Origin of the sequence: Mesorhizobium escarrei (assembly GCF_935825525.1) — a bacterium.
Taxonomy (GTDB): Bacteria; Pseudomonadota; Alphaproteobacteria; order Rhizobiales; family Rhizobiaceae; genus Mesorhizobium; species Mesorhizobium escarrei.
In genome coordinates, this window is record NZ_CAKXZT010000168.1 from 295,238 (window position 1) to 314,766 (window position 19,529).

General features: G+C 60.2%; 18 protein-coding genes, 1 tRNA gene, 2 pseudogenes and 1 riboswitch. Of the genes and pseudogenes, 9 read left to right on the forward strand and 12 right to left on the reverse strand.

Annotation, left to right across the window (positions count from 1 at the left end):
* Positions 1–15 precede the first annotated feature (15 nt).
* Positions 16–759 (reverse strand): lipoyl(octanoyl) transferase LipB, encoded by a 744-nt coding sequence (gene lipB, locus NMG80_RS32355; RefSeq protein ID WP_254021876.1) that lies wholly within the window; start codon positions 757–759, stop codon positions 16–18.
* A gap of 305 nt (positions 760–1,064) precedes the next feature.
* Here lipB and NMG80_RS32360 point away from each other — a divergent pair.
* The 3 genes from NMG80_RS32360 to NMG80_RS32370 all read left to right on the forward strand — a co-directional run bounded on the left by NMG80_RS32360 (position 1,065) and on the right by NMG80_RS32370 (position 3,013).
* Positions 1,065–1,149, forward strand: a tRNA-Leu gene (locus NMG80_RS32360).
* A gap of 287 nt (positions 1,150–1,436) precedes the next feature.
* On the forward strand, positions 1,437–1,817 hold the full coding sequence (locus tag NMG80_RS32365; protein ID WP_254021877.1) for a hypothetical protein: 381 nt from the start codon (positions 1,437–1,439) through the stop codon (positions 1,815–1,817).
* A gap of 206 nt (positions 1,818–2,023) precedes the next feature.
* Entirely contained in the window at positions 2,024–3,013 is a 990-nt protein-coding gene (locus tag NMG80_RS32370; RefSeq protein WP_254021878.1) for a hypothetical protein, read from the forward strand.
* Between the two features lie 417 nt (positions 3,014–3,430).
* On the opposite strand, the gene NMG80_RS32375 is transcribed toward NMG80_RS32370, so the two are convergent.
* Together NMG80_RS32375 and NMG80_RS32380 are read right to left on the reverse strand one after the other, a co-directional pair.
* Positions 3,431–4,360, reverse strand: a complete 930-nt coding sequence (locus NMG80_RS32375) for a dihydrodipicolinate synthase family protein (RefSeq protein ID WP_254021879.1) — start codon at positions 4,358–4,360, stop codon at positions 3,431–3,433.
* A gap of 22 nt (positions 4,361–4,382) precedes the next feature.
* Positions 4,383–4,691, reverse strand: a complete 309-nt coding sequence (locus NMG80_RS32380; protein WP_254021880.1) for a cupin domain-containing protein — start codon at positions 4,689–4,691, stop codon at positions 4,383–4,385.
* A 39-nt stretch (positions 4,692–4,730) separates the two neighbouring features.
* Here NMG80_RS32380 and NMG80_RS32385 point away from each other — a divergent pair, with 39 nt between their 5' ends.
* Both NMG80_RS32385 and NMG80_RS32390 read left to right on the forward strand, forming a co-directional pair.
* Positions 4,731–5,750 carry a phosphatase PAP2 family protein gene (locus tag NMG80_RS32385; protein WP_254021881.1) on the forward strand — a complete coding sequence of 340 codons (1,020 nt, stop codon included), beginning with the start codon at positions 4,731–4,733 and terminating at the stop codon, positions 5,748–5,750.
* Positions 5,751–6,066: 316 nt separating this feature from the next.
* Positions 6,067–7,779 (forward strand): GH32 C-terminal domain-containing protein, encoded by a 1,713-nt coding sequence (locus NMG80_RS32390; RefSeq protein ID WP_254021882.1) that lies wholly within the window; start codon positions 6,067–6,069, stop codon positions 7,777–7,779.
* Between the two features lie 47 nt (positions 7,780–7,826).
* Here NMG80_RS32390 and NMG80_RS32395 read toward each other — a convergent pair whose 3' ends face one another.
* The 6 genes and pseudogenes from NMG80_RS32395 to NMG80_RS32420 all read right to left on the reverse strand — a co-directional run bounded on the left by NMG80_RS32395 (position 7,827) and on the right by NMG80_RS32420 (position 12,998).
* Entirely contained in the window at positions 7,827–8,600 is a 774-nt protein-coding gene (locus NMG80_RS32395; RefSeq protein ID WP_254021883.1) for an HAD-IIB family hydrolase, read from the reverse strand.
* Entirely contained in the window at positions 8,597–9,934 is a 1,338-nt protein-coding gene (locus tag NMG80_RS32400) for a glycosyltransferase (RefSeq protein ID WP_254021884.1), read from the reverse strand. The genes NMG80_RS32395 and NMG80_RS32400 overlap by 4 nt, the downstream gene beginning before the upstream one ends.
* Positions 9,935–10,265: 331 nt before the next feature.
* Positions 10,266–10,931, reverse strand: a pseudogene (locus tag NMG80_RS37560) (ATP-binding protein); the annotation flags it as partial.
* 119 nt (positions 10,932–11,050) lie between these two features.
* On the reverse strand, positions 11,051–11,407 hold the full coding sequence (locus tag NMG80_RS32410) for a hypothetical protein (RefSeq protein ID WP_254021885.1): 357 nt from the start codon (positions 11,405–11,407) through the stop codon (positions 11,051–11,053).
* Positions 11,404–12,166, reverse strand: a pseudogene (locus NMG80_RS32415) (response regulator transcription factor). The gene NMG80_RS32410 and the pseudogene NMG80_RS32415 overlap by 4 nt, the downstream one beginning before the upstream one ends.
* 25 nt (positions 12,167–12,191) lie before the next feature.
* Complete coding sequence (locus NMG80_RS32420) at positions 12,192–12,998, reverse strand: MipA/OmpV family protein (protein ID WP_254021886.1); 807 nt, start codon at positions 12,996–12,998, stop codon at positions 12,192–12,194.
* A 477-nt stretch (positions 12,999–13,475) separates the two neighbouring features.
* Here NMG80_RS32420 and mgtE point away from each other — a divergent pair, with 477 nt between their 5' ends.
* Together mgtE and NMG80_RS32430 are read left to right on the forward strand one after the other, a co-directional pair.
* A complete protein-coding gene (gene mgtE, locus NMG80_RS32425) occupies positions 13,476–14,891 on the forward strand; it encodes a magnesium transporter (RefSeq protein ID WP_254021887.1) in 1,416 nt (471 codons plus the stop codon).
* Between the two features lie 136 nt (positions 14,892–15,027).
* The gene (locus NMG80_RS32430; RefSeq protein ID WP_254021982.1) at positions 15,028–15,414 is read left to right on the forward strand and encodes a MerR family transcriptional regulator; all 387 of its coding nucleotides are present in this window, start codon (positions 15,028–15,030) and stop codon (positions 15,412–15,414) included.
* A 3-nt stretch (positions 15,415–15,417) separates the two neighbouring features.
* On the opposite strand, the gene NMG80_RS32435 is transcribed toward NMG80_RS32430, so the two are convergent.
* The 3 genes from NMG80_RS32435 to NMG80_RS32445 form a co-directional block, all read right to left on the reverse strand.
* Positions 15,418–15,924 (reverse strand): methyltransferase family protein, encoded by a 507-nt coding sequence (locus NMG80_RS32435; protein WP_254021888.1) that lies wholly within the window; start codon positions 15,922–15,924, stop codon positions 15,418–15,420.
* Positions 15,921–16,913 (reverse strand): acetyltransferase domain-containing protein, encoded by a 993-nt coding sequence (locus NMG80_RS32440; protein ID WP_254021889.1) that lies wholly within the window; start codon positions 16,911–16,913, stop codon positions 15,921–15,923. The genes NMG80_RS32435 and NMG80_RS32440 overlap by 4 nt, the downstream gene beginning before the upstream one ends.
* Positions 16,914–17,004: 91 nt before the next feature.
* Positions 17,005–18,180, reverse strand: a complete 1,176-nt coding sequence (locus NMG80_RS32445; RefSeq protein WP_254021890.1) for an aromatic ring-hydroxylating oxygenase subunit alpha — start codon at positions 18,178–18,180, stop codon at positions 17,005–17,007.
* Between the two features lie 138 nt (positions 18,181–18,318).
* Positions 18,319–18,514: riboswitch (cobalamin riboswitch) on the forward strand.
* Between the two features lie 37 nt (positions 18,515–18,551).
* Between NMG80_RS32445 and NMG80_RS32450 the strand changes: the two genes are divergently transcribed.
* Both NMG80_RS32450 and NMG80_RS32455 read left to right on the forward strand, forming a co-directional pair.
* Positions 18,552–18,731 carry a CbtB domain-containing protein gene (locus NMG80_RS32450; RefSeq protein WP_254021891.1) on the forward strand — a complete coding sequence of 60 codons (180 nt, stop codon included), beginning with the start codon at positions 18,552–18,554 and terminating at the stop codon, positions 18,729–18,731.
* 15 nt (positions 18,732–18,746) lie between these two features.
* Positions 18,747–19,511 carry a CbtA family protein gene (locus tag NMG80_RS32455; RefSeq protein ID WP_254021892.1) on the forward strand — a complete coding sequence of 255 codons (765 nt, stop codon included), beginning with the start codon at positions 18,747–18,749 and terminating at the stop codon, positions 19,509–19,511.
* Positions 19,512–19,529 lie beyond the last annotated feature (18 nt).

Consider the following 19,529-nt stretch of genomic DNA (forward strand, 5'->3'; position numbering starts at 1 on the left):
TTCAGCGCCGCTTTGTCAGCCGGCCTTGCGGGCCGTTTCGACAAGCAGAGCTGCGGCGGGTCCGAAGACATCCTCGAAGGCAGATTTCAGCGCGAGATCGAGGTCGGCCATTCGCAAGGGAAGGCCGAGGTCGACGAGGCTGGTGACGCCGTGGTCCTGCACGCCGCACGGCACGATGCCGCTGAAGTGGCTGAGATCGGGCTCGACATTGATGGCGATGCCGTGAAAGCTCACCCAGCGCCTCAACCTGATGCCGATCGCGGCGATCTTGTCCTCGGCGAGTGATCCGTCGGGCAGGGTGGGGCGATCCGGCCGCACCACCCAGACGCCGACGCGGTTCTCGCGCCGTTCGCCGCGCACGTCGAAGGCGGCGAGCGTGCAGATGATCCATTGTTCAAGTGCCGCGACGAAGGCGCGGACATCCTCACGCCGCCGCTTCAGGTCGAGCATCACATAAGCGACCCGCTGGCCTGGCCCATGATAGGTATATTCGCCGCCGCGCCCGGCTGCGAAAACCGGGAAACGGTCGGGCTCGATCAGGTCCTCGATGCGGGCGCTGGTGCCGGCGGTGTAGAGCGGCGGGTGCTCGACCAGCCAGACCATCTCGCCGGCGGCGCCGCTTCGGATCGCTTCGGCACGCGCCTCCATCACGGCAAGCGCATCCGGATAGGCGGTGAGGCCGGGTTCGATCCGCCATTCGACCGGCGCCGAACCGGGCTGGGGCAGGAACGACGTGGCGATCTGGCTGCGTTCTGTCATGGTGGGTCTCGCTAAAGCGCGCCGCGTTTGAAGGGAACCCGTGGGCGCGCTTTAGATTTTTGTTTTATGCATGTCATTGTCCCAAAATCTGCGCACCCTCGGTTCAAACCCGAGGGCATGTTTTTGGGCGACATGCATTCGCCTCACATATGGCGGCAATCGGCTGAAACGTCCAGCTGCGAGCGCGTTTCAGCCCTTTGGAGGGTTATGCCGAAGCCCGGGCAATTAATGCGCGACGCGCCCTTGTTTCGCCGGAAACGATTTGCTACACGCCGCGAGCCGGTTCGTTCCGGCTCCTACCACGTGCGGTCGTGGCGGAATTGGTAGACGCGCAGCGTTGAGGTCGCTGTGGGGCAACCCGTGGAAGTTCGAGTCTTCTCGACCGCACCATTACTTCTTCCGAAATCATGATTATCGAATTGCAATCACTCGACAAAATAAGGTTCGGTAAATCCGGCCTTGCAAAATTCCACCGTTTTGTGCCACTGGTCGCGCCACATACCAAGCCCCGGCAGGCTTTTTGGCAGGTGCGTGCATGGGTCGAAATCGAACCCGAACCGATCCCGATAGATACCTCACACAGCGGCAAGGCAACTTCCACTACAAGCGCCGGGTGCCGGTCACCATCGTGCATCTCGACGAGGGCACGCCGCATGTCCGCACCTCGCTGAAGATCGATGATCGCGGCCTGGCGCGCAAGAAACGCGATCTGCGAGTCGGCCGACGATGCGCTGTGGGCGCATCACAAGGCCGGCTACCCGCACTACCGCAACCGCGAGGACGATCTGTCGGTGACCCTGAACAAATACCAGCGCAGCAACGCCCTGCTGCCGACAAAGTTTCACACCGTCTACTCGTTCCGACACTCGTTCGAGGGCGGGGGCAATGGAGCGCGTAAAGCCGGGAAGTATCAGCTATCAGAGATTAATGGTTCTCTTCTGGCTGACCGTCTATGTCGTTTGTTTCATCCACGCCTATATCATTTGGGGATCGGTGACGTTTTACTATCTCGGCTTGTGGTACAACTACGATTTCGACAATGCACTGTTGGCCTATAGTATAATATCCTTGTTTGGCTGTATCTTACCAGTATCGATCACTCGATACTCTGACTTTGCTTGCTGGATAATTTTTCTGATTATCTTCATTCCGGCTATCCTGTGCGTGCGTGTCCGTTCAAGGATACGCAACCTTTAGCGCTCCTGCCCTGATTATTTCGTTGGCAGTATCGTTCTTTTTTATGATTTACATACCGAGAGTCCTGGTGCTCCAGCAACGTGACGTTATACATCGGTTTCAAGCAGAGTGGTTTCTGTTCTTTTTTCTTGGCGTCTATTTCGTTGCTGTGGCGCTTTACGTCTATGAGCTCGGAGGGATGTTAAATTTCTCCAGTCTCGGTAGTATTTATACCCAGCGCGCGCTATTCGCTGCGGCTGCGCCAAGCGCAGTTGCCTTGTATCTCACGGGATGGCTATCGAACGCGATGAACCCCTACCTGCTGGCGGTCGGCATGTTCGACCGGTCCCGGAGATGGTTGCTGCCTATAGCCGTAGCGGGTCAAGTCCTCGTCTTCATGGCCTTCGCTGGCAAGGTGATGTTGGTAATGTTGTTCGTGGTGGTCGGATTTTTCATCTTCGCCGTCAAGGATGGTCGCATAGTGGTTCCGCGTCTCGTCTTCGGAGCGGCGGCGCTGGGCATAACTGTTTCCGCGATACTCATTGCCACCGGCTATCAACCGACAGGAGTGGCTTTTGACGTGGTTTCCACTATCTTCATGCGCACTCTCGCCTTACAGGGGGCGATGGTAGGTGTTTACGCTGACGTATTTTCAGATAGCCCTCTCACCTACTGGTCGCATTCGAATATCGTCAACCTATTCGTCGACTACCCCCACAAGGTGCCGCTGGGGTTTGTCGTTGGCATGCGGCTCGCTGGAGGTAGCGGCTTCAATGCCAACTCAAGCTTTTGGGGCGAGCGACGGAGTGGCGGCGTACGGCATGATTGGCGTCGTCATCATCGGGGTGGTTTTCGGCGTCCTGCTCAGTCTGGCAAACAAAATTGTCACGCCTGGGCGGCTTACTTTCGCAGCAACGGTGTCGATCCCGTTTCTCATGCAGGAGGCGAATATCCCTCTCCTCACCGGCCTTGTCACCGGCGGCGGGTTGTTCATGGTCGCGATGATCGCTTACGGGATGCCGCAACCGAAATTGCCCCGGACCGTCTACGGGCATCCAATAGCCCGGCCGTCCGTTAGGCGGTTCGCCAGGAGCCTGTCGGACTCGGTGAAAAGTACGCGACATTCTAGCGCGTCCCGCTGAGTCAGCCTGCTAGGCCGTATCGGCTACATCTGAAAGCAATGGTCGCTTCGGCCGCCCTTTTCTCTGTCCATATCTCAACGATTGCGCCATGGACCTGACGTTCAAAGGCGCCGTTTTCAATGGATGGAAGCGTGTGCAAACCGAAACACTGCGCGAACCTACAGATGGTTGGGCGCGGAATGCCGCGCACCGACCGCGTGGTTTGACCCGTCATCACATGCCAGCCGCTTCAAAGACCGAATTGTGCCGCGAAGCGGACCATCGGGAACCCTCGGCAAAATATGCGCTTGTTCACGCATGCGCTCTGCGGCTATGTATTGATGTTAACGCCCGGCAAATAGCCCGCTGGTTCGTTATATCGAGGCTTGTTTGCGGACGCGACTTTCCAGCCGCGCAAGCAAATAGTCGACCTCTTGTCTGTCCGCCGCCGACAACGCACTGCCCGGCTTGCGCTGGGCGTCGGACGCGATGGCGCCGCGCTTCATCATCGCATATTTGCGGACCGCAAGTCCCACTCCTGGTTGCTGCTCATAGCGCAGATAGGGCAGGTGGGCGTCGAAAAGATCGTGCGCCTTGTCGCGCTCGCCGGCGGCAGACAGTTTCACCATTTCGACCAGCATATCGGGGAAGGCATAGCCGGTCATCGCGCCGTCGGCACCGCGCTCCATCTCGAAGTCGAGAAAGAGGCCGCCATTGCCGGTGAGGATGGACAGCGGCCGCAGCGAGCCTTCTTTCTGGAAGCCGCGCAGCGCGCTGATCTTCTCCAGGCCTGGCCAGTCCTCGTGCTTGAGCATGAAGCAGGCCGGGTTGTCGGTGACGATGCGGCGGATGACGGCCGGCGTCATGACGACCGAGAGGGTCAGTGGATAGTCCTGCAGGACGAAAGGAACATCCTCGCTGATCGCTTCGGATGCGTTGCGAAAATAGGTGACGATCTGGTCGTCGGTGCGCAGCGCCGGCGGCGGTGCGATCATCACGCCCTGCGCGCCAATCTCCATCGAGGCGCGCGCAAGGCTGCGCATGGCGGCGAAGCCAGGGGCGGAGACGCCGACGATGACCGGCAGCCTGGTGCGCGCCAGAATACGCTTGACGATCTCGAGTGATTCGCCGGCGTCGAGCTTCGGGGCCTCACCCATGATGCCGAGGATTGTCATTCCATCGACGCCGCAGCGCTCGTAGAAATCGACCATCGAATCAAGTGAGTCCCAGTCGATCTTACCATCCGCCTCGAACGGCGTCGGGGCAATGGTGTAGACAGCTTTGGTGTCAGGACCGATGGCCATGAGATCCTCCTAAATTCAGCTTTCAGTCATAGCGCAGGACCAACGGTACGATCCAACCCGGCAGTTGGTCCGGACGGGCGGGCGCGAAGATTTTGTAATAGACGCAGCCTTCCGGTCCCGTGCCGATCGCGCCATGGCGCGGGCCGGCGGGAAAAAGAAGATCGCCCGGATGTGCGTCGAAGATATTGCCGCCAATGGCGAGCTTACACATGCCCGGTACCATGATAAGGATCTGCTCGTTGTCGTGCCAGTGCGGAACGGAGCCATCTTTTGAGTGACCGCCAGGCGTTGAAGTAACCGCATGGTAAGCTTGCTTCGCTATCACATTCACAATGCCACCGATGTAGCATTTGAACCTTGGTAAATAAGTATGATCTTAATTGCGGAGGCGGGGGACTACAGTCCAACGACAAAATGGTCATTGCGCCTTGCGTTCTTTTTAGCAATCTACGTGGTGTGCGCGTCTGCAATAAGTCCACAGTCTTTCTTCCACCTAACCCTGGTCTATGCCCAGAAATTCGCCGCCGGTATTCCGATCTTGTTTGTTGCAGGTGCCTGTTCCGCTGCGCTTATTTATGGTCGAGGAAAACCAACTCGCTACGCCGTAGATTTGGTCCGAGCGCGCTGGCGTGGCTGTTTGCTGGCGCTGTTGTTCTTCTTCGCCAGCTTGACCGCGTTCTCTACCTACAAGATGGCCATCCCGTCCGTCATTCCATTCTATGCGGACAACTGGTTAGCCGATCTGGATGAATGGTTGCACGGGGCAGCGCCGTGGGAACTCACGCACAAGCTCGACAGCAACACTTGGTCGATCGTCGTCTTCAACAGCTATGAGGTCATTTGGTTTTTCCAGTGGTTCGGCACCATGCTTTTCATGTCTCTCTGGTCAGACAAGATTGCCACCATCCGCTACCTCTGGGCAGCCGCGCTGACGTTATCCATCCTCGGCACTATCCTGGCCTTGGCGCTGGCATCGGTCGGGCCGATCTACTACTACCAGTTTGTTGGCGAGGACCGCTTCAGCGGACTCAGGGCCGCCATGGACGGTCTCCACTATAGCCACATGGTGCGGGAGCCCGCTGCATACCTTCTGACGGCTTACCAGAGCGGCCGACCAGACCTTGGCGGTGGCATCTCGGCCATGCCAAGCATGCACGTCGCCTTTGCCACACTGAATGCCTATCTGCTTTCTTCCCTCAATCTCTGGCTCGGTATTCTCGGTTGGATGTTCGCAGCCTTGATAATGTACGGTTCGGTATATACCGGATGGCACTACGCAGTTGACGGCTACGTCTCCATCATCGTGGTGTCGGTGATCTGGTGGGTGACCGGACGCCAGCCAGCGCAGATCGAGACACAATTTGCGATACGTCAACCCATAGAAGGTTAGGTGCCTGGCAATGTCAGCCAAGGGCAACAGCGCTGGTTAACTGGGCGTCGCCCTCTGCATAAGGGACGATCCGCGAGGTCGAAATTCACGGAAAAGAGAAGTCTTGCGCTGTCGGACATCATGCTCTCCGGGCTGTCATCCATCTTCGGCCGCGAGATCAGGCGCGATCAGCGCAGCGATTGACGTCAAGGGCTGTCGATCCGGGGAATGACTTTGCCAAAGTCAAAATCCAGCCTTAACCTTCTGCAACACCAGGTCGAGAACCCGGTCGATACTCGATCTGTCTGGGAAAGCCGCACGCAACGGAGCCATATTTATGAGTGACAGCCAGGTAAGGATTGCGGGCGTGAACACCATTCGAAGCCTGCATGCTGAGCTGCCAGTCAACGCCACCTTCCATATCTGGCTCAAGGCGACCAAGCCGGACGTTCCGGGCTCGCTGTCGTTTTCCAATGTCCGTGGCAAGTTCGGCGAGGTGAGCGTCACGAACGCCGAAGAGCATGAATTCAGAATTTTTCACGTCTTCGGCGGCGGCAGTGTCGAACTCGATTACGACACGGATCGAACCTCGGTATCGGTTGCCTACTGGTTCGCATTGGCCGACGTGCTGGAGACAGGCATTACAGTTCTCCACACCAATCCGGAAAATGCCCCGCCGAACATCCCTGACAGCTATCATTTTCGTCCGCCGTTCGGCTGGATGAACGATCCGAACGGATTTGGCCGGTTTGGAGGCCGCCCACATCTGTTCTATCAGCATTATTCCCATGGGCTACGGTGGAACACGATGCATTGGGGGCACGCCGTATCTTCCGATTATTTGCGGTGGCGTCACATGCCAATCTTTCTGTTTCCGTCGGAAGATCTCACCGCAAGGCCCGACAAACGGGGCGGCGCCTATTCCGGTTCGGCCATCCCGCTTGCCGATGGCCCGGGCATTCGCGTCTTTTTCACCGAGCAGGTACAGGACCGTATCCCGGAACAGCAGATCCAACTCACGGCCACTTCCAGCGACCTCATCATGGCGGGAGATGCGCACGTCATCCTGCCATACCGCCCGCTTGACCAGGGATTGACAGCGGATTTTCGTGACCCATACGTCTTTAGGGGACCGGATGGCCTTTGGAAAATGCTGCTGGGCAGCCAGAGCGATGAAGGCGGCGTTGTCCTGCTCTACGAAACCCGTGACCATACGGCCGCCACCGGTTGGACGTATATCGGCAAGCTTCTGGTCGAGAAACACTATCGGACGACGGCGATCGAATGTCCCTGTCTGCTGCCGCTCGACGGGCCTGCGACCGATCCTGCGACGCGCTGGGTTCTGATTCTCGGACTGATGAACAGTGAGGACCAGTCCACCCGGCGCAAGAACCTGACAATGGCCATTGTCGGCTGGTTCGATGGTCGGACCTTTGCCAAGGAATTCGAACAGGAACTGGACTTCGGGACGGATAATTACGCCTTCCAGGCCTTCGTCGACGGTGATGCCATTGTCGGCATAGGGTGGCTTGCCAACTGGGCCGACACCGGACCGGCGATCGATTTCCCCACGGCCATGACGTTGCCCCGCAATATCCATCTGTCTGCAGGCGAGTTGCACACCCCGCCCATCGGCGCTGCCGAGAGCCTGCGGAGCCATATTCTGGACCGGACACGCCTCGCAGCCGGAGAGCAGGTAAGCTTTATCAACGGCGCTGTCGAAATCCTGTTCGAGCTCGAAAAGCCGGGTACCCTTTTCCACTTGAGGCTGCAACATCCAACTGTCCGGCTCGAGGTTGTCGTCGACGACGAGGGACTTGCGATTTGTCATGGAGACGACGCAGCGGCATCCCCTCACTATATTGCCAAGGGAGCCCGTCCGAAACGGCTGCGGATATTCCTCGACTACGGATCGATCGAGGTTTTTGCGGATCGCGGTCGTTGGGCTGGCACGAAACGGATCAGCGGTTTTGAGCCGGTGCAGTCGGCACGTCTCATCGCCGAAACGGGCGCCGTTCTACACGCGACGGTATGGGCGCTCAAACCGTGACAAGGAGAGTTCAGGATTGGATTCCAGTTCAGGATTGCAATTCCAGTTCAGGATTTGGCGTCCGCAAACACCGACCAATGAACGAGGCCTGCGACGACGCCAAGGGCAAACTGTTCCTTCGCGCTGTAAATCAGCGGGTTGCCCCGAGCCATGTCAAGCAGTTCGGGAAGGGCATTGGCGACGACAATTCCACGCGCATCCGGCAGCTCGAACATGCTGCGATCGTTGTTGGTATCGCCGGCGACGACCACCTCATCCAGTCCGATGCCGAGCTCATTGCAGAGCCAGGCCAGCGCCTGGCCCTTGTCTGCTGAGCGCGGCAGGATGTCGAGATCGCGTCCGCTCGAATAGACCATCGTCACCGACAGGCCGGCCTCGGCCAGAGCACGCTCGATGCTGGCAAGGGCTTCCGGACTTGCGTCGAGCAGGTACCAGCTCGATTTGAAGGCGTGCTGATAGCCGTCGGGCTGGCGGACGGTGTCTTCGAGCGGCCCGAGCACCGCGTCGATCTTTTCAAGCGACCAGCCTTCCGAAAATCTCTGGGTAAAATGGCCCAAATCGGTAAAATGTGCGGGACGAGAGGTGTGCCGCGGACCGGCGAGCATCGTGCCGACACCGCCGATCACGTAGTCCGGCGCTGGCAGGCCGACTTCGTCGACGAAGTTCAAGATATCGTCGGCCAGGCGACCGCTGTTGTAGACGAGAACCGGCCGGTGCTCGGGATCGAGCGCTTCCCATTTCAACCGAAAGCGTGACGTCGCCGGCGCATCGCCCGCCAGGGTCCCGTCGAGATCACTCGACAAAAGCGCGATCGGTTTCAATCGCCGTCGTTCCACGGCTCGTCCCAGTCATGATCGTCGACCGCCTTCAGCACCGGACGGCCTTCGACAAGGCTGACCAGTTGCTGCGCGATGCCTGTCCAGGTGAACAGGCTGCGCGCCTTGTGCGCACCCATGCGGCCCAGGCGGCCGTAGAGGCGCTGGTGCTTCATCGGCTTGACGATGGTGATGCCGAGATCTTCCTTGTCGAACGGATCGCCAAAAAGTGCGTGCCGGCCATAGCTGATCCCGCGATAGAGGCCGCCATGGATCGTAACCACGGTCGGCGTTCCGCAGGCCATTGCCTCGATCGCGGTCATGCCGAACGGCTCGTAGCGGCTCGACAGGACGAACATGTCCGCCGCCCGATAGGTGTCGGCCAGATCCTCGTCCGCAACATAGCCGGAGAAGACGACACGATCCTGCAGGCCTAACTGTTCGACCTGTTGCTTGAGCTGGTTCAGGATCTTCTGTTCCTGCTCGTCCATGTTCTCGCCGCCGACAGCAAGCCTCAGGACCGCATCCGGCACACGCGGCGCCACCACGGAAAACGCATCGATCAGCAGGTCGTAGCCTTTGTTGGTGGCGAGCCGGCCGAGAGCCAGGACCGTTCGCCCTTCGAAGCCGAGCCGATGGCGGATCAACCGGCGAGACGCCTCGCTGACGGGGAAGAACCGGTTGTCGTCGTAACCGGGCGGGATCATGTGCACGCGGTCGCGCTCGAGGCTGTAGTCCTCGACCAGCATATCCACCTGCGGTGGCGTTGTTGCGATCACCATGGCGCAGCTTCGATAGATGATCGTCTCGTGCTTTATGCGCTCGGTGAAATTGAACTCGGCCTCGAATGTATCGGCCTTGTCAGGGTAGTCCGTCTTCATCTGGCGCTGCTTCCATATGCCAAGCGAATGCGGCGTATGGATGTGCGGGATATTGAGCGCTTCCGACAGTCGCTGCCCCGCCACGCCCGCATCCCAGTAGTGACTGTTGATGAAGTCGTAGGAGAGATTTTCGCGGCGAATCAGACGCAGCGCGCTTTCACACCACTCGAGAAGGTGGCGGTGGAGATATTCCTTCGGAATAAAATCGGGTCCGCCACAGGCGACACGCAGGACGCGAACCCCGTCGGCCACGTCATCGACAGGAGGCTGGTCTTCAAATCGTCGCGTCCAGATATCGACGGCATAACCCAACTGGGCCAGCTTTTTGGCAAGTTCCAGGACGTAGACCACCTGTCCGCCGGTATCGGCCGCGCCGAGTGGCGGGTTGGCTGCTACGTAGCCATGGGTTGAAATGAGTGCAATTCGAGGTATCGCCGCATCCGAGTTGACGTCCGGCATCTGTATCCTTCTCTACGATTGATCTCCGCACGCCCGCAGTCGAAGCAAGCGCAGGTTCAACTATATAAGGATTCCAGGCTCCATCGGCAAATATTGAGAGGCCGATTTTGCTGCCTGCTCCAAACACACCATATCCTCTCGTGCGGGCCGTTTTATGACGGCTGGACACTTGGTCCATTCGGCAGATCGACGGTAACGACGAGCCCGGTTGGCTGGTTGTCTTGCAATTCGATCTTGCCGCCGTGGCCCTGGATGATGTCCGCAACGATCGAGAGGCCAGACCGAAGCCATGCTTCGACGTACCACCGCGCGACGTGTCCTCTTTGAAGAACGGTTCGAAGACACGAGCGCGCGCGGGTGTCGGAATGCCCGGCCCATCATCGACGACCGCGATGCGCGCCGCTGTATCAGTCTGCGTCAATGCGACGGTGACGTTGCCGGCGAACCTGACCCCGTTGTCGCAGAGATTGGTGATCGCACGCGCCAACGCATTGGGTTTGCACCAGCCCAAAAGCCGATCCGGCCCAGAATATGAGACCGGAAACCCGACATCCGAAAATTCGGCGCAGACGGTTTGCAGCACGCTGGCAATGTCGGCGCGTTGCAGCTTTTCCGTCGAGACGTCGTTGCGCAGATAGGTCAAGGTCTCGTCGATCAGATCTTCAATATGCTGGATATCGGATAGCATCGCGGTTCGGATGAGCCCATCATCCATGCGCTCGGCGCGAAGCCGCAGCCTCGTCAAAGGCGTGCGCAGATCGTGGCTGACGCTGCGCAACATGCGGGTGCGGTTTTCGATCATGGTCCGGAGGCGTGTTCTCATCCTATTCAGAGCGTGCGCCAGGCCGACCATCTCGATAGAGCCGCGTTCGACGAAAAGCTCGTCGCCATTCTCGATCTCGGCCGAGCCGACGGCCGCCGAGATGCGTTTCAATGGCTCCGTTACGGTCCATACCGCAAAGAGCCAGATCAAGGTGGGCGAGGCGATGAAAGCCATAAACTTGTAGAATAAGGAGCGGACAAGGTCTGTCGTGAGTAAGGTATCGGGTACTCCGAAATGAGCCAGGATGGTGTGCCGATCCAGGCCGATGGCAAACGCGGATTGACCATCGACAATCAGCCATCGCCCCTCAATCGACCTTTTTCCGAATCCGAGGAACCGATATTTCGCCACTGCACATAAGAATATGGAGTACCGTCGATCTGCTCCTTCGAAAGTATCTTGAAATCCAGGCCCGCACGAGCCGTCGCTGCGAGGATCTCGTTGCGAGCTTCCGCTGGTGCTTCGCGCAACAAGCCGGCAATCACGCTGGCTCGTACGACACTGTCGTTGATGGCCGGCAGGTCGATATTCCTCGTAAAACTTTCGATGACCGATCCGGTGGACATGATCACAAACACCGCGATGAGAATGATCGCCGTGAGTTGCCCACGCACTGACTGCGGCAGGCTGCGGCGGATGAAATCCCTCATGCTTCCTCCACCGTCGCGGTGAAGATGTAGCCACCCAGCCGAACAGTCTTGAGAAGCACCGGATCGCGCATCCTTTTCGATCTTCTGGCGGATCCGGCTGACATGGACATCGACGCTTCGCTCGATCGGGCCGGCAAGCCCGGCATGAGTCACGCCGAGCAGCTCCTCACGTGAGAGAACCCGGCCTGCATTGCGGCAGAATGCGAGCAGCAGGTCGAATTCATGCATCGTGGTCGAAACACGCGCATTGCTCGGATCATGCAATTGCCGGCGTATGGGGTCGAGGCGCCAGCCGTTGAAGCAAAGCACCCTCGACCAATCCCGCTCGTCGGGAGCGTAGGCCGTGCGGCGCAGCAGCGCGCGTATCCTGGCCGTCAGTTCGCGCGCGCTGAACGGTTTCGTCACGTAGTCGTCCGCGCCGATCTCCAATCCAAAGATACGGTCGATTTCCTCGCCAAGCGCGGTCAGCATCAGGATCGGTACGTTCATTCGCGCGCGAAGACGGCGGCAGATGCTGAGGCCGTTTTCACCAGGGAGCATGACATCGAGCACGATGAGATCGAATTTCTGCTTGCGAAGCGCGGCGTCCATGCGGACGCCGCTCTCGGCTATTTCCACGATCATGCTGTTTTCAGTGAGCGTTTCGCCCAGCATGCACGCGATCTCGACATCGTCTTCGACAATGAGGATACGCCAAACTTGCCTTGTCGATTTGGACTCGGCGTTCAAATCGCCTTGGTGTCGTGCGACGTTTGCCATTGCCTGGACTGGTACCTGTGTGCGGTCAGAACCGATAGCCGACGAGAAGTATGCCTGAAGGCTGGATCTTTTCGACGACGATCGGACTGTCGGCGGCGTCACCCACGAGAACGCCGATTCCAGCTTCGCCACGCAGCATCCAGTTCTGGTTGAGCAGATATGTGGCGGAGACCGAAAAATCGGCGCGCTTCAACCCGGCGCCGGCATCGTAGCGCGCCAGTCCAGAGCGAGCCGATTGTTCCGGCGTGACGCCGAAATAGGCCTGCATATGATTTTCGTCGGCGAAAACGGTGGAAGCGCTGGCGCTGATCATCAATGATTGGGACAGCGGCTGGCTGACCTCGATCCCGACCTCACCCACCAGGCCATCGCTGCCGCCGATGGTCCTGTCCACTTGCGCGAAGATTTCAGCCGGGCCGAAATTCACGGCGGCCTTCGCGCCGACGGTGGCGCCCATGCCGATGTCTCCCAGCCCGCGCAGACGGTCGCCATCGTCTTCATCGCGGCCCATTTCATAACCAAGCCGCGCGCTGAATTCGAACGGGTCTTGTTTATAGATGGCAATGTCGGCGCCTGTCGGATCGATCGTTACCACGTCGCGGAATGTCGCCGTGACAAAGGGCACCGGCATGATCTTGAACTCGTCACTGCCCTCGTACTTTGGAACGATGATCGCGCCGCCGCCCAATACGACATGCCAGTCGGACAGTTTTTGCTCGAAACGGGCGAAACGAGAAGGTTCGGGCGGCGGCAGGGTGAAATCGTCCGAATTCACGGCAATGGCGTCGGCGGCAAGTGCTATTCCCGGATGCGTTGAAAACAGGATGGCCATCGCTGCAGAGATGCCCGGCCGGCAAGTATTCCAGAGTCCATTTTGGCGGACATGCGTGCTCCAGTATAGCGAGGCGATAAGCCCCCGATGCTTTCACCATTTCAGATGAAAGTGGCCGCATGCGTTAAGTGATGTTACGTTTTGCTGCGCAATCGTGGTTTCATCTTGGCGTCTACGAGAGAGCGATGATGTCAGATGATCGATCCGTTCGCGCTTCGGACGATCAGGAGTAAACGATCTCCCGTCCGCTAATCCAAGTTGCATCGGCCTTCGCCTCCCCACAGGACAGGGCGCATTTTCGTCTGATATTTCCGCGCGTTGCGCCATCAGAGTGGCGGACTCCCAAGTCGGAATCGTGTCGCCGCCCTATCTTTGTGTTTTAGCATCGGATTTTCCCAAAACCGGTTTCCACTTTTGGGCTCGATGCTCTAGACGTGACAGGCACCTTTTCCGGAATACTGATGGCGGGAGGCGCTGGTGGAAGGCCAGGACGAACAGACGACCGGCGCCAGGGCCGCTGAGGGCAGCCACGCCGACATTTATGGCGAGGACGGCGCCATTCTGTCGTCGTTCCTTGCCGCGATCGGCGCCGCGATCGCCGATCGCGACACGCTGACGCTGAAGCGTGAAGTCGACGACCTGCACCAATCGGAACTCGGGGACCTGATCGAGGCGCTTCATCCCGAACAGCGCCGCGCGCTGGTCGAATTGTTGGGCGCCGACTTCGACTTTTCCGCGCTGACCGAGGTCGACGAGGCGATCCGCCGCGACATCGTCGACAGCCTGCCCAACGCCCAGATTGCCCAGGGGGTGCAGGACCTAGATTCCGACGACGCGGTCTACATTCTCGAGGATCTCGAAAAGGAAGACCAGGACGAGATCCTGTCGCAACTGCCGTTCACCGAGCGGATCAGGCTGCGCCGCTCGCTCGACTATCCCGAAGAGACCGCCGGCCGCCGCATGCAGACCGAGTTCGTCGCGGTGCCGCCATTCTGGACGATCGGCCAGACCATCGACTACATGCGCGAGGACAACAACCTTCCTGACCGCTTCAGCCAGATTTTCGTCATCGATCCGAGCTTCAAGCTGCTCGGCGCCATCGACCTCGACCAGATCCTGCGCACCAAGCGCTCGATCAAGGTCGAAGAGGTCATGCATGAGACCAGGCACGCCATTCCGGCGACGATGGACCAGGAAGAGGCGGCGCGCGAATTCGAACAATACGACCTTCTCTCCGCTGCCGTCGTCGACGAGAACGAGCGGCTGGTCGGGGTGCTGACCATCGACGACGTGGTCGACGTCATCCAGCAGGAAGCCGAGGAGGATCTGCTGCGGATGGGCGGTGTCGGCGACGAAGAATTGTCGGACAGCATCCTTTCGACCTCGCGCTCGCGCGTTCCGTGGCTGCTGGTCAATCTTTTGACGGCGTTCCTGGCGGCCTCGGTGATCGGCCTGTTCGAACGCACGATCGAGCACATCGTGGCGCTGGCTGTGCTGATGCCGATCGTCGCGGGCATGGGCGGCAATGCCGGCTCGCAGACCATGACGGTCACGGTGCGGGCGCTGGCGACGAGGGACCTCGACATCTACAATGCCGGCCGCATCATCCGCCGCGAGATGGGGGTGGGCTTCATCAACGGCATCATCTTCGCCATCCTGATCGGCATCGTCGCGGCCGCCTGGTTCCGCGATCCCAACCTGGGCGGCATCATCGCCGCGGCGATGATCATCAACATGTTCGTGGCCGCACTGGCCGGCATCCTGATCCCGCTGCTGCTCGACCGGTTCAAGATCGACCCGGCCGTGGCTTCGGCAGTTTTCGTCACGACGGTCACCGACGTCGTCGGCTTCTTTGCCTTTCTCGGCCTCGCCACCTGGTGGTTCGGCGCGTGACCAACGCCCGCTCAATTGACTTTTACGTAAATGCCATGCGAGATTTTGGAACGGCCTGGCCGATTCTGACACGCGTGCGGACGATAACGCGGCCGCATGGTGGAACTCGCAGCGTGGCCGGGCATTTGGGGTGATGATGCGGGAATATTATTCGATAACCGAACTGACCCGCGAATTCGATGTTTCGACGCGGACGCTGCGCTTCTACGAGGACGAGGGGCTGGTGCAGCCGGTGCGGCGCGGCCGCACGCGGCTGTTTCGCCCGTCGGACCGGCACCTCATCCGCCAGATCATGCGCGGCAAGAGGCTCGGCTTTTCGATCAACGAAATCCGCGAAATCATCCAGATGTACAAGGAGCCGCCGGGGGAGATCGGTCAACTCAACCTGATGATCAAGCGCATCGAGGAAAAGCGCGAGGATCTGCGCCAGAAGCGCCGCGACCTCGAAGAGACCCTGGCCGAACTCGACCAAGCCGAGGAATCCTGCGTCGAGCGGTTGGTGGAGCTCGGCGTCAACACCTGAAGCTCAAATCCAGCGCCGCACCTTTTTTGCGTAATCCCGGTATTTCTTGCCGAATTTCGCCGTCAGGACTTTTTCCTCGCCCTCGATCGCCATTTTCTGTGTTGCGAAGGCCGCGATGATCGCCAGCGGCAGGAACCATACGATCCCCGAGATAAGGGCGACGCCGATCATCAGCAGCGTGTTGGCCAGATAGATCGGATTGCGGCTGACGGCGAAGGGGCCCGTCGTCACCAGGTGGTCCGGCACGGCGTTTGGGTGGAGCGTCGTCTTTGCCCGGATCATGGTGCGGATCGCTGTGTACCAGAGTGCGACGACGCCGAACAATGCCACCCAGCCGGCCGCGAACAGGATGTCGCCCAAAAGGCCTCCGATCCATGGCAGCGGATAGAGCAAGCCAAGCGCGATGCTGACGGCGATGGCCGCGACATAGATCAGCGGCGGCCATGGTATGAGCCCGGGTCTTGGCTGCCCCGGGTTCAGTTGCCCAGATTTCTGTTGATGGTCGGTCATTGTGCTCCTCCCTCCATCAAAGTGCTGTCGGTTTTGGCCGTGCAGATGCCGGCAAGCTCGCCGAGATGCGCCTTCCATTGTGCAGCCTGATCGTTGCTGTAGAGCCGATCAAGCGTGGCCTCGCCCTCGAGCGTATCGAGCATGCACACACAATAGCTGGTGCAGAACTCCGTGTCGCGCGATTGCTCGCACGACGTCTGGCACTCTTTCAGGAACGTCACCTGCCTGGTTTCGACCGGTGCCGGCATGACTTGCGAAAGCAGCCAGACCGAGCCGATCAGCACCGGCTGGTGGATCAGATAGAAGGCGAGGCTGTGCCGGCCGATAAAGACCAGCGGATTGGTCCAGCGGCCGGGCGTCAGGCCCGCCAGCCGCGTCAGCACGCCGGAGGCGAAGGCGAGTTTTGCCGCCGCGATGCCGACAAGCACAGCGCCGAACCATGGAAACAGCGGGACATAATCGTTGGAGCGCGGGTTGGTTGCGGACAGGCCGACCCACCACAGGGCCGGATGGTCGAAGATCTCGGACCTGAGGTAAAGCGGCGCGGCGATGACGAAAGCTGCGACAACCAGCGTCAGCAGCGCCGGCAGCCGCAGAAACGCCAGGCCGAGCAGGCTGGCGAGCGCGATCTGGTGCAGGATGCCGAAGAAGATGAAGCTGTCGGGCGTGAAAAACCTTGTGGCGGCCGATATGGCGAGCGCCGCCCCGGCGACCATGGCGAAGCGTTTCCAGAAGCCGTTCCAGCGGATTTGTTTGCCATGGGCGAGGAATAGGCTGACGCCGACGAGGAACAGGAAGGTCGAAGCGATGCAGCGCGCGTAGAACTTCCACCAACCGACGGCTGTCAGGCCGGGATCGGTGTAGCCGAAGAATTCGAGATCCCAGGTGAAATGGTAGCTCGCCATGGCAAGCAAGGCGATGCCGCGGGCGACGTCGATGGTGATGATGCGCCTGGATCGGTCCTGAACGGCCGGCGTATGAATGTTCATGGTCTCGCAATCTGATTCAACACTGCAAGACGACTATCATGGTTGCCCCGGACAGAAGAAGACAGGGCCAAAACCCCTTCGTTGCTCAGGGCTAAGGCTGAAGCGTTTCGTGGCGCTGACGTACCCAGTTGTGGAAGCGGTGCAATTCGTATTCCTCGGGCATCAGCACGCCCGCCCTATGGCGCATCGAGCGCAGGCCCTTCTGGTTGACCGCGCAGATATCAGCGTCTTCCTCCAGCACCTGCCGGCCGAAGGCGACGATGTTGTCGATGTCCGCCGTTGGATCGGCGAGCGCCTCGGGCGAAAAAAGCCATTCGGCGGTCAGTTCGGTCTGCTCCGGGCCGAGCGGCACCAGCCGCACGGTCCTGATATAGTCGACGTGGCCGACGATGAACATCGACGGCAGGTTGGTGGAATAGGTCTGGCCGGCGGTGCGCTCTGGCGAAGTCAGGTCGGGAAAGACCGGGCCATGGACGCGGCCGTCGCGCGACCAGGTCTCGACTCCGGCCCGCAGGCCGCCGGAAAACTCCGGCGCATCATTGTCGGCGTGACGGGCCCATTCGGGGTCGTCGTGCCGCTCCATCAGGCCGCGGCCATAGATCGGCACCAGCGTCGACAGGTCCTTGTGGACACCCGGGCAATGCAGGCACTCGTTGAAGTTCTCCCAGAAGATCTTCCAGTTGCAGTTCATCACCTTGCGCAGCACATGGCCGGTCACCAGCGTTTCCAGCGGCCAGTTGGCGAGATTGCCGGATGCGGGATCGAAGGATGTTTCGGCCGTACCGGCGGCATCTTCCGCCAGATTGACGAAGACAAAACCACGCCACACCGACAGCGTCACGCGGTAGAGTGGATGATCGGCCTTGTCGAAGCCTTCAGGCAGCGATTTCGACGGCACGCGTACGAGATCGCCGCGCAGCGAATAGGACCAGGCGTGATAGGGGCAGGTGATGAGCCGCGCCTTCAGCCGTCCTTCGCTCTCCCGGCAGAGCTGCGAGCCGCGGTGTCGGCAGGTGTTGTGGAAGGCGCGAAGCGCGTCGGTCTCGTCGCGCACCACGACGATCTCCTGGGCGCCGATACGGAACGTCCTGAACGCCAGCGGCTGGGCGAGGTCGGTCTCGCGGCAGACGAGCAGCCAGCTTCGATACCAGATGGCGTCGAGATCGCGCTGATAGGCCTCGACGTCCCAGTAGGCTGACGACGGCAGCGTCGGTTCAACTCGCGTCAAACCGTTATAGCGATCGCGCTCGCTCGGGCTGGGCTGCATGACCGGCTCCTGTGACACGCCAGCCGACACCCGGCCGCGAAAATTGTCAATTGCGGCGCCGGGCGGCCGGTTTGCCGAACGGCGCATTCGCGCTGGTAGCTGGCGGAATTTGGTTTGCCGGGCGGCACGATTCTGCCTATAGTCGCGGCCGTCGTCGGTTCCGTTTTGGAACCAAGAGGGAATGCGGTGAGGGCGAATTGTTTGCCCAATGCCGTGGCTGCCCCCGCAACTGTGTGCGGTAGTCCTCTCCATATGCCACTGAAGATCTCTTCGGGAAGGTGGGGAAGGGCGCTGATCCGCGAGCCAGGAGACCTGCCGGCGACAGGAGAACTGACTTCTATGCCCTCGGGTGGAGGGCGAAAGGACAAGACATGAATACCGCTTCCGTCTCGCTCGGCGCTTCCGTCTCCTCGCAGTCACGCTTCATGCAGCTGGCGCTTGCTGCATTTCTTGGCGTTTTCGTCATGGGTTTTGTCGGCTTCTCGCATATCGATGCGGTCCACAATGCCGCCCACGACTACCGCCACTCGATGGGCTTTCCCTGCCACTGACGAGGGGCTGACACCATGACACTGTTTCGCAACGTCGTGTTCATCGCGGCGATCGCAGGGCTTGTGGCCGGCGTCGTTCTCGCCTGCATGCAGGCCTTTGCCACCGTGCCGCTCATTCTCAAGGCGGAGGTCTACGAACAGGCCGGCGGTGGTCACACGCATGACCACCATGCTGTGGCGCCGGCCGCGCCAGGCAGCAATGCCATGAGCAGCGCCGAACCGGCCGAAGCTGCCGTCCCGGAAGACGAAGGCTGGGCGCCGGCCGACGGTTTCGAGCGCTTCGCCTTCAACGTCGTTGCCAATGTTGTCACCGGCATCGGCTTTGCGCTGATCCTGGTCGCCGCTTCGGAGTTCGCCGGCGGCATCGGCAATTGGCGTCAGGGCGTGTTCTGGGGCTTTGCCGGCTTCGCCGTGTTCACGCTGGCGCCGAACCTTGGCCTGCCGCCCGAACTGCCGGCGATGCCGGCGGCCGATCTCACCCAGCGCCAGATCTGGTGGACGGCGACGGTGGTGGCGACCGCGGCCGGTCTCGGCCTGCTCGCCTTTCGCAAATCGCTGCCGCTGGCTCTTCTTGCCGTGGCGTTGATCGTGGCGCCGCATATTGTCGGCGCGCCGCAGCCCGACAGGTTCGAATCGCCGATCCCGGAAGGCCTGCACCACCAGTTCGTGGTGGCGGTGACGCTGACCAATCTGGTGTTCTGGCTGGTGCTCGGCGCTGTCGTCGGCTTGGTGCGCGGCCGCTTGACCGGCGTCACCGGCCTGCGCGACAGCCTTGCCTGATCGCGCTGCTCCAGGCAG